7 protein-coding genes are annotated in these 8,064 nt (G+C 73.6%); 4 read left to right on the plus strand and 3 right to left on the minus strand.

From position 1 onward, the window contains the following. Positions 1 to 47: 47 nt before the first annotated feature. Together Dsi01nite_RS20760 and Dsi01nite_RS20765 are read right to left on the minus strand one after the other, a co-directional pair. The gene (locus tag Dsi01nite_RS20760; RefSeq protein ID WP_203847859.1) at positions 48 to 473 is read right to left on the minus strand and encodes a hypothetical protein; all 426 of its coding nucleotides are present in this window, start codon (positions 471 to 473) and stop codon (positions 48 to 50) included. Between the two features lie 488 nt (positions 474 to 961). Beyond that, positions 962 to 2,998 carry a hypothetical protein gene (locus Dsi01nite_RS20765; RefSeq protein ID WP_203847860.1) on the minus strand — a complete coding sequence of 679 codons (2,037 nt, stop codon included), beginning with the start codon at positions 2,996 to 2,998 and terminating at the stop codon, positions 962 to 964. On the opposite strand from Dsi01nite_RS20765, the gene Dsi01nite_RS20770 reads away from it, so the two are divergent. The 4 genes from Dsi01nite_RS20770 (at position 2,961) to Dsi01nite_RS20785 (ending at position 7,051) form a co-directional block, all read left to right on the plus strand. Further along, a complete protein-coding gene (locus tag Dsi01nite_RS20770; protein ID WP_203847861.1) occupies positions 2,961 to 3,680 on the plus strand; it encodes a hypothetical protein in 720 nt (239 codons plus the stop codon). The genes Dsi01nite_RS20765 and Dsi01nite_RS20770 overlap by 38 nt on opposite strands. A gap of 82 nt (positions 3,681 to 3,762) precedes the next feature. After that, positions 3,763 to 5,175: an RNB domain-containing ribonuclease gene (locus Dsi01nite_RS20775; RefSeq protein ID WP_203847862.1), complete on the plus strand. Its 1,413-nt coding sequence runs from the start codon at positions 3,763 to 3,765 to the stop codon at positions 5,173 to 5,175. Next, positions 5,172 to 5,864: an NADPH-dependent F420 reductase gene (npdG, locus tag Dsi01nite_RS20780; RefSeq protein ID WP_203847863.1), complete on the plus strand. Its 693-nt coding sequence runs from the start codon at positions 5,172 to 5,174 to the stop codon at positions 5,862 to 5,864. The genes Dsi01nite_RS20775 and npdG overlap by 4 nt, the downstream gene beginning before the upstream one ends. Continuing rightward, positions 5,861 to 7,051: a cytochrome P450 gene (locus Dsi01nite_RS20785; protein WP_203847864.1), complete on the plus strand. Its 1,191-nt coding sequence runs from the start codon at positions 5,861 to 5,863 to the stop codon at positions 7,049 to 7,051. Before npdG ends, Dsi01nite_RS20785 begins: the two co-directional genes overlap by 4 nt. A 51-nt stretch (positions 7,052 to 7,102) precedes the next feature. On the opposite strand, the gene panB is transcribed toward Dsi01nite_RS20785, so the two are convergent. Further along, positions 7,103 to 7,933, minus strand: a complete 831-nt coding sequence (gene panB, locus Dsi01nite_RS20790) for a 3-methyl-2-oxobutanoate hydroxymethyltransferase (RefSeq protein ID WP_203847865.1) — start codon at positions 7,931 to 7,933, stop codon at positions 7,103 to 7,105. Positions 7,934 to 8,064: the final 131 nt, after the last annotated feature.

Genomic DNA, 8,064 nt, shown 5'->3' on the forward strand with positions numbered 1-8,064 from the left:
CCCGCAGCCCGCCGGCCGTGCGCGGGGCGACCTCGCCCCGTCCCAAATCACTTCCGCAGCTGCAACGAGCCGTCCCCGGTCTCCTCGAGGGGCACCGCGCCGCCGAGGAGCTCCGCGGCGGCGGCGGAGACGCGCAACCGGCCCGGGGCGGCGAGGTCGGCGAGGCGGGACGCGGCCGACACCGTCGGGCCCGTCAGCCGTCCGCCACCGTCACGGGGCGGCTCCCCGGCGTGCAGGCCGAACCGGACCATCGTCATCGCCCGCGGCCGCAGGTATCCGGCGACGTCGTGGACCGCCGCGGCCGGTGTGTCGTAGAGGACCAGGAACCGGCCGTCGGCGGCGCGCGCCATCCGTCCGGCCGTCAGGTGCCGGGCGACATCGTCCGAGGCGGCCGAACCCCCGATCGCCAGGACGACGCTGAGGGCGGGCGGGGACGGTACATCCGATGCCGCGGGGGAAGAGAAGGACTCCACGGCACCGAGTATCTGGCCCGGCGCCGGAAAGTTCCACCGGCGGCGTCCACGGTGGACCGTTCGTCTCCTAACGATGAACGAGGGTCGCCCGACCGACTCGAATCTCGATCCACCGAACGGCTCACCCGCGGGTGATCGTGACCACACGCATCCGCCGCCGTCGGTGCCTCCGCGCATGCCGCCCGGGCCGCCGGTCGATTCCAGGAATCGTTGCCGCACAAGGTTTTCTCCGCCTTTCGCGGACCTTCTTCGTCGCCTTCCGGACGTCTTGCGGGCGTCTGCTCCCGGACTCGGGCGGTTGCGTCTACTGTGGAATCCCAACCAGCTATTTGCCGGTTTCGGTGGCGCGTGTTGCATTTGCGGTGCACAGTGATGTCATGAGCAGCAGCGGTGCTGAGCGGTACTACTGGTGCCTTTCCCACCATCGGGTCGAGTCCGAGGCCGACATGTGCGCCGGCAGGGATCGGCTCGGCCCCTATGATTCGGCGTCAGAAGCCGAACATGCGCTGACAACAGTCCAGCAACGCAACGAGGCGTGGGACGCCGAAGACGAACGGTGGGAAGGCAAGCACTAGCAACACGTCGCAGCCGACGGCGACCGCGAACCGCCCCGGCACACGACACGTTCGACCCGTCTCCACCCGCACAACCCAACCGCGAACATCCCGCAGGATGCGGGAGAACTCCTCCAGGAGGACCACGATGGCCGCAGCTAAGAAGGCCACCACGAGATCGGCCGCAACGAGCGCGGCCACGACGACTCCAACCGCGGACGCGGCAACGGCCGTGACCCCCGCCAGGGCCGCGAAGTCGGTCGCCGCCGCCGCACCCCGCCGGCGCGCGACCAGCACCACGGTGGCGCAGCCCACCGGCACCAAGTCCTCGACCCGTACGCGCGCGACCGGCACCACGCCGGCAACGGGTGCGACCCCGGCGGCGCTCACCGTCGCCACCCCGGCCGGCCGGTCGGGTGCGGCTGCGTCTTCGGCGGCCAAGCCGGCCGCGGCCGCTTCCAAGGCTACCGCCGCCAAGACCGCCACCAAGGCGACTGCGGCGAAGTCGACGGCGCAGCCGGCCGCGAAGGCCACCACGGCCCGGACGGCGACCCCGGCCGCGAAGTCGACCGCGGCCAAGTCGGCCACGGCGAAGGCGACGCCCGCGGCGAAGGCGACCGCGGCGAAGTCGGCGACGGCGAAGGCCACCCCGGCCGCGAAGTCGACGGCGGCGAAGGCCACCACGGCGAAGGCGACCCCGGCCGCCAAGTCCACCGCGGCACGGTCGTCGAAGGCGACCCCGGCGGCGAAGTCGACCGCGGCGAAGTCGGCCACGGCGAAGGCGACGCCCGCGGCGAAGGCGACCGCGGCGAAGTCGGCGACGGCGAAGGCCACCCCGGCCGCGAAGTCGACGGCGGCCAAGGCCACCACGGCCAAGGCGACCCCGGCGGCGAAGTCGACGGCGGCCAAGGCCACCACGGCGAAGGCGACCCCGGCGGCGAAGTCGACGGCGGCGAAGGCCACCACGGCGAAGGCCACCACTGCCAAGGCGACCCCGGCGGCGAAGTCGACGGCGGCCAAGGCGGCCACCAAGTCGGCTGCCACGGCGAAGGCGACGCCGGCGAAGTCGGCCAGGACGAGCGCGGCCAAGGCGACTCCCGCCAAGACCGTGACCGCCAAGGCGACCCCGGCGAAGGCAGCCACCAAGTCGGCTGCCCCGGCGAAGGCAGCCACCAAGGCAGCCACCAAGGCGGCCGCGAAGTCGACGGCGGCCAAGGCGACGGCGAAGGCGGCCCCGGCGAAGACCGCCAAGGCCACCACGGCCAAGGCCACCACCGCCAAGGCCACGACGGCCAAGGCGACGGCGGCGAAGGCCACCACGGCGAAGGCGACCCCGGCGAAGGCGGCGACCAAGTCGGCGCCCGCGAAGACCGCGGCGGCCAAGTCGACCCCGGCCAAGTCCACGGCGACAAAGGCGACCGCAGCGAAGTCCACGGCGGCCAAGGCGACCAAGGCCACGGCGACGAAGGCCACCGCGACGAAGGCCACCGCGACCAAGGCGGCCCCGGCAAAGACGGCCGCGGCCAAGGCGGCCGTCAAGTCCGCCCCGGCGAAGACGGCCACCAAGGCGGCCGCGAAGTCGACGGCGGCGAAGGCGACGGCGAAGGCAGCCCCGGCGAAGACCGCCAAGGCCACCACCGCCAAGGCCACCACCGCCAAGGCCACCACCGCGGCGAAGGCAGCCCCGGCAAAGACGGCGGCGGCCAAGACGGCGGCGGCGAAGGCGGCCCCGGCCAAGACGGCGGCGAAGGCGGCCCCGGCGAAGACCGCCAAGGCCACCACCGCCAAGGCCACCGCGGCGGCGAAGACCGCCCCGGCCAAGACGGCGGCGAAGCCGGCCGCGGCCAAGGCGACCGCCACGAAGGCCCCCGCGAAGGCCGTCGCCACGAAGGCCCCGGCGAAGGCCGCCGCCAAGGCGACCGCCACGAAGACCGTGGCCAAGGCGACCGCCAAGAAGACCGCGCCCGCCACCAAGGCAACCGCCACCAAGGCCACGCCGGCCACGAAGGCGGCCCCGGCCGCGAAGGCGGCCCCGGCCAAGACGGCCAAGGCCACCACCGCGGCGAAGGCCACCACCACGGCGAAGGCGGCCCCGGCCAAGGCGGCGGCGAAGCCCACCGCGGCCAAGGCGACCGCGGCGAAGACCGCCACGGCGAAGGCCACCAAGGCCCCGGCCAAGACGGCGGCGTCCAAGGCGGCCCCCGCCAAGGCGACCAAGGCGGCCGCAGCACCCGCCACGGCACCGGCGGCCACCACCGCGCCGGCCACCGTGACCGAGCCCGTCCCGGCCGCCACGGCGACCGCGAAGACGGCGAAGGCCACCACCGCCAAGGCGACCCCCGCGAAGGCGGCCAGGTCCACGGCGGCCAAGTCCACGGCGGCGAAGCCGGCCGCGGCGAAGAAGGCCCCGGCGAAGAAGGCCGCCGAAGCCGCTCCGGCGCCCGTCGCCGCGGCGGCGGAGCCGGCGACCCCGCCGGCCGTGGTGTCCGAGGGTGGTCTCGACGCCGGCGCGGCCGGTGACGTCGAGGGCGCCGCGACCGCGCCGTCCGGTGGTGCCGCCACCGAGGCGATCCCCGGCCGCGAGAACGGCAACAACGTCGAAGGGGCGTCGGCCATGACCCCCGAGGACTGGGCCAGCCTGGCCCGTCCGTAACGGCACCGGCACGATCGGCGGCGCCGCGGTCCACTGGACCGCGGCGCCGCCGCTTTTTGCGGTGCCGGTGTAAGACTGTGCCGTGGCCTTACGACGTATCCGAGCCGCCCGCATCGACTTCTCCGGGCTGCGCCGAGAGCTCGACCTGCCCACCGCGTTCCCCGAGGCGGCCGAACGGGAGGCCGAGACCGCCGCGAAGGACCTGCACGGGGACCGCGAGGACCGCACCGCGCTGGAGTTCGTGACGATCGACCCGCCGACGTCCAAGGACCTCGACCAGGCCCTGCTGCTCCACAAGGAGGACAGCGGCTACCGGGTGTACTACGCGATCGCCGACGTCGCCGCGTTCACGAGCGCGGCGCCCGCGATCGAAGCCGAGAGCTGGCAGCGGGGGCAGACGGTGTACCTGCCCGACGGCAAGGTGCCGCTGCACCCGGCGGTGCTCAGCGAGGGCGCCGCGAGCCTCCTGCCGGACCAGGACCGGCCCGCCGTCGTGTGGACCATCGACCTCGACGAGCACGGCGGGACAACAGGGGTCGACGTCCGGCGGGCCACCGTGCGCAGCCGGGCGAAGCTCAACTACGAGCAGGTCCAGCGCGACGCCGACGCGGGCACCCCGCACCCGTCGGTCGCGCTGCTGCCGGAGATCGGGCAGCTCCTCGTCAGGAAGGGCCTCGAGCGGGGCGCGGTGAACCTGCCGATGCCGGAGCAGGAGATCGAGCCCGACGGCGACGGCTGGCGCCTCGCGATCCGGGGACCGGTGCCGGTCGAGGAGTTCAACGCGCAGATCTCGCTGCTGACCGGGATGGCCGCCGCGCAGATCATGCTCAAGCACGGCATCGGGCTGCTGCGCACCATGCCGCCGCCGGCTGAGGAGGCGGTGCGTAGGTTGCGGCTGGCGGCGCAGGCGCTGCACATCGACTGGCCCGCCGAGAAGAGCCCTGGCGAGGTCATCGCGGGACTCGACCCGATGGAGCCGCGGGCGGCGGCGCTCATCGACCAGGCCGCGGAGATGATGCGCGGCGCCGGCTACACGCCGTTCGACGGTCAGGTGCCGGAGCAGCCGCTGCACGGCGCCGTGGCGGCCCCGTACGCCCACGTGACGGCCCCGCTGCGCCGCCTCGCCGACCGGTACGTCACCGAGGTGTGCCTCGCCCTGCACAACGCGACCACGGTGCCGCAGTGGGCGCGGGAGGCGTTGCCGCGGCTGCCGGAGGTGATGAGCCGCACCGACCGGGTCGCCAACGCCGCCGAGCGCGGCGCCGTCGACCTGGTGGAGGCGGTGCTGCTGCAGCACCGCATCGGGGAGGAGTTCGACGCCGCGGTGCTCGACGTGGACAAGAACCGGGCGGACATCGCCCTCGACGAGCCGCCGGTGCGGGCGCGGTGCGAGGGTGAGCGGCTTCCGCTGGGGGAGCGGATCCGGGTCAAACTCACCGAGGCGGACCCCACCCGCCGCAAGGTGCTCTTCCGCACGGTAAGACTTGAGTCATGAGCTACGAGCAGATCGAACTGCCCGACGTGTCGGCGCTGCGGGTCGGCATCATCGGCGGCACCGGGCCGCAGGGTCGCGGCCTCGCGTACCGGTTCGCCCGGGCCGGGCTGCAGGTGCTGGTCGGGTCCCGATCCACCGAGCGCGGCGCGCAGGCGGCGGAGGAGCTCAACGCGCTGCCCGGTGTCACCAGGGACGCCGAGGGCGGCGACAACGCGTTCGCCTGCCAGGCCGACGTGGTCGTGATCGCGGTGCCGTGGGAGGGACACTCGGCGACCCTCGCGGAGCTGGCGCCGCTCCTCATCCAGAACAAGATCGTGGTCGACTGCGTGAACCCGCTCGGGTTCGACAAGCAGGGGCCCTACGCGCTGCGGGTCGAGGAGGGCAGCGCCGCCGAGCAGGCCGCGACGCTGCTGCCGGAGGCGCGGGTGTGCGCCGCGTTCCACCACGTCAGCGCGGCGCTGCTGACCGACCCGGAGATCGAGAAGATCGACCTGGACGTGCTGGTCCTCGGCGACGACCGGGACGCGGCCGCGCAGGTGCAGGCCATCGCCGGGAAGGTCGAGGGGATGCGCGGCGTGTTCGCCGGCCGGCTGCGCAACGCGGGGCAGGTCGAGGCGCTCACGGCGAACCTGATCGCGATCAACAAGCGCTACAAGGTGCACGCCGGCGTGCGGGTGACGGACCTGTGAGCACGTTCGACCCGTGGTCGCCGGCGTTCGTCGCGCACCCGTACGAGGCGTACCGCCGGCTGCGGGAGCACGACCCGGTCAGCTGGTTCGAGCCGAGCGGCCAGTTCCTGGTGTCGCGGCACGAGGACGTCAACGCGCTGCTGCGGGACCGCCGGCTGGGCCGCACCTACCTGCACGTCGCCACGCACGAGGAGATGGGCCGCACCGCCCCTCCGGCGCAGGACGAGCCGTTCTGGAAGCTCAACAACAACGGCATGCTGGACCGGGAGCCGCCGGACCACACCCGGCTGCGGCGGCTCGTGTCGCAGGCGTTCACGCCGCGGCGGGTCGAGGCGCTGCGGCCGGTGGTGCAGCGCCTCGCCGACGGCCTGGTCGACGCGTTCGTCGCCAAGGGCGGCGGGGACCTGATCGCGGAGGTCGCCGAGCCGCTGCCGGTGACCGTCATCGCGGAGCTGCTGGGCGTCCCCGAGGCGGACCGGCACCTGCTGCGGCCGTGGTCGGCGGCGATCTGCGGGATGTACGAGCTGAACCCCTCGCGGGACACGGCGGCCGCGGCGGTCCGCGCCGCCGAGGAGTTCTCCGACTACCTGCGCGGGCTGGCCCGGCGCCGGGCCGCCGATCCGCAGGACGACCTGGTCAGCGCCCTCGCGGCGGTCGAAGGGCTGAGCGAGGACGAGCTCATCGGCACCTGCGTGCTGCTGCTCAACGCCGGGCATGAGGCCACCGTCAATGTGACGGGCAACGGATGGTGGGCCCTGTTCCGCAATCCCGATCAACTACAAAAACTTCGGACAAATGCGGCGTTGGTACCGGTGGCAATCGAGGAACTGATGCGCTTCGACACGCCACTGCAGATGTTCGAACGATGGGTCCTGGAGGACCTCGAGCTGCACGGCCACACGATCCGCAAAGGGCAGGAGGTCGCGCTGCTGTTCGGCTCCGCCAACCACGACCCGGCCGTGTTCGCCGACCCGGAGCGCCTCGACATCGAGCGCCGCGACAACCCGCACATCTCCTTCGGCGCCGGCATCCACTACTGCCTGGGCGCCCCCCTCGCGCGGATCGAGCTCGTCGCGTCGTTCGGCGCGCTGCTGGCCAAGGCCCCCGGGCTGCGCCTGGACCGGGAACCGGCGTGGAAGCCCGGCTATGTGATCAGGGGCCTCGAACGGCTCGACGTGTCGATCTGAAGAACGGCCCGCTGATGGCGGGCCGTTCTCGCACCGCGGCGTCCAGCCAGCTCAGAAGGTGTGCTCCTGGGCCGGGAAGACGCCGGAGCGCACCTCGTCGGCGAACGCCCGGGTGGCGTCGCCGAGCGCGCCGGCCAGGTCCGCGTACGCCTTCACGAACCGCGGTGCCTTCCCCGTGCGCAGCCCCGCCATGTCCTGCCAGACGAGCACCTGGGCGTCGGTCTCCGCGCCGGCCCCGATGCCGATCGTGGGGATCCGCAGCTCGTGCGTGACGCGCTTGGCGACCTCGCCCGGCACCATCTCCAGGACCACCGCGAACGCGCCGGCCTCCGCGACCGCGTGCGCGTCGGCCACCACCTCGTCGGCGGCGTCACCGCGGCCCTGCACCCGGAACCCGCCGATCGCGTGCTCGCTCTGCGGCGTGAACCCGATGTGCGCCATCACCGGGATGCCGGCCCCGGTCAGCGCGGCGATCTGCGGCGCGACCCGCACGCCGCCCTCCAGCTTGACGGCGTGGCAGCCGCCCTCCTTCATGAACCGCACGCCGGTGCGCAGCGCCTGCGCCGGCCCTTCCTCGTAGGACCCGAACGGCAGGTCCCCGACGACGAGCGCCCGTCTCGTGGAACGGACCACGGCCCGCACCAGCGGCAGCAGCTCGTCCTCGGTCACGGAGACCGTCGAGGCGTAGCCGTATACGTTGTTGGCGGCGGAGTCGCCGACCAGCAGGACCGGGATCCCGGCCTCGTCGAAGATGCCGGCCGTGTACTGGTCGTACGACGTCAGCATCGGCCACCGCTCACCCCGCTCCTTGGCGGCGAGCAGGTCCCTGGTGCGCACCCGGCGGTTGACGGCACCGCCGTACAGCGACTGGACTTCGGACATCGATGTCCTCCTAACGGATTCCTCGAGGCCCCGTAGCGAGGTCCCCGGGCTGTTCCCCCCGATGGTCGCACCGCCCCCCGCCCCCCGACAGGGCGCATGCGAAATGTCACTGCTTCTTCCGCGGCGGCCTT

This window comes from Dactylosporangium siamense, assembly GCF_016862795.1.
Lineage (GTDB): Bacteria > Actinomycetota > Actinomycetes > Mycobacteriales > Micromonosporaceae > Dactylosporangium > Dactylosporangium siamense.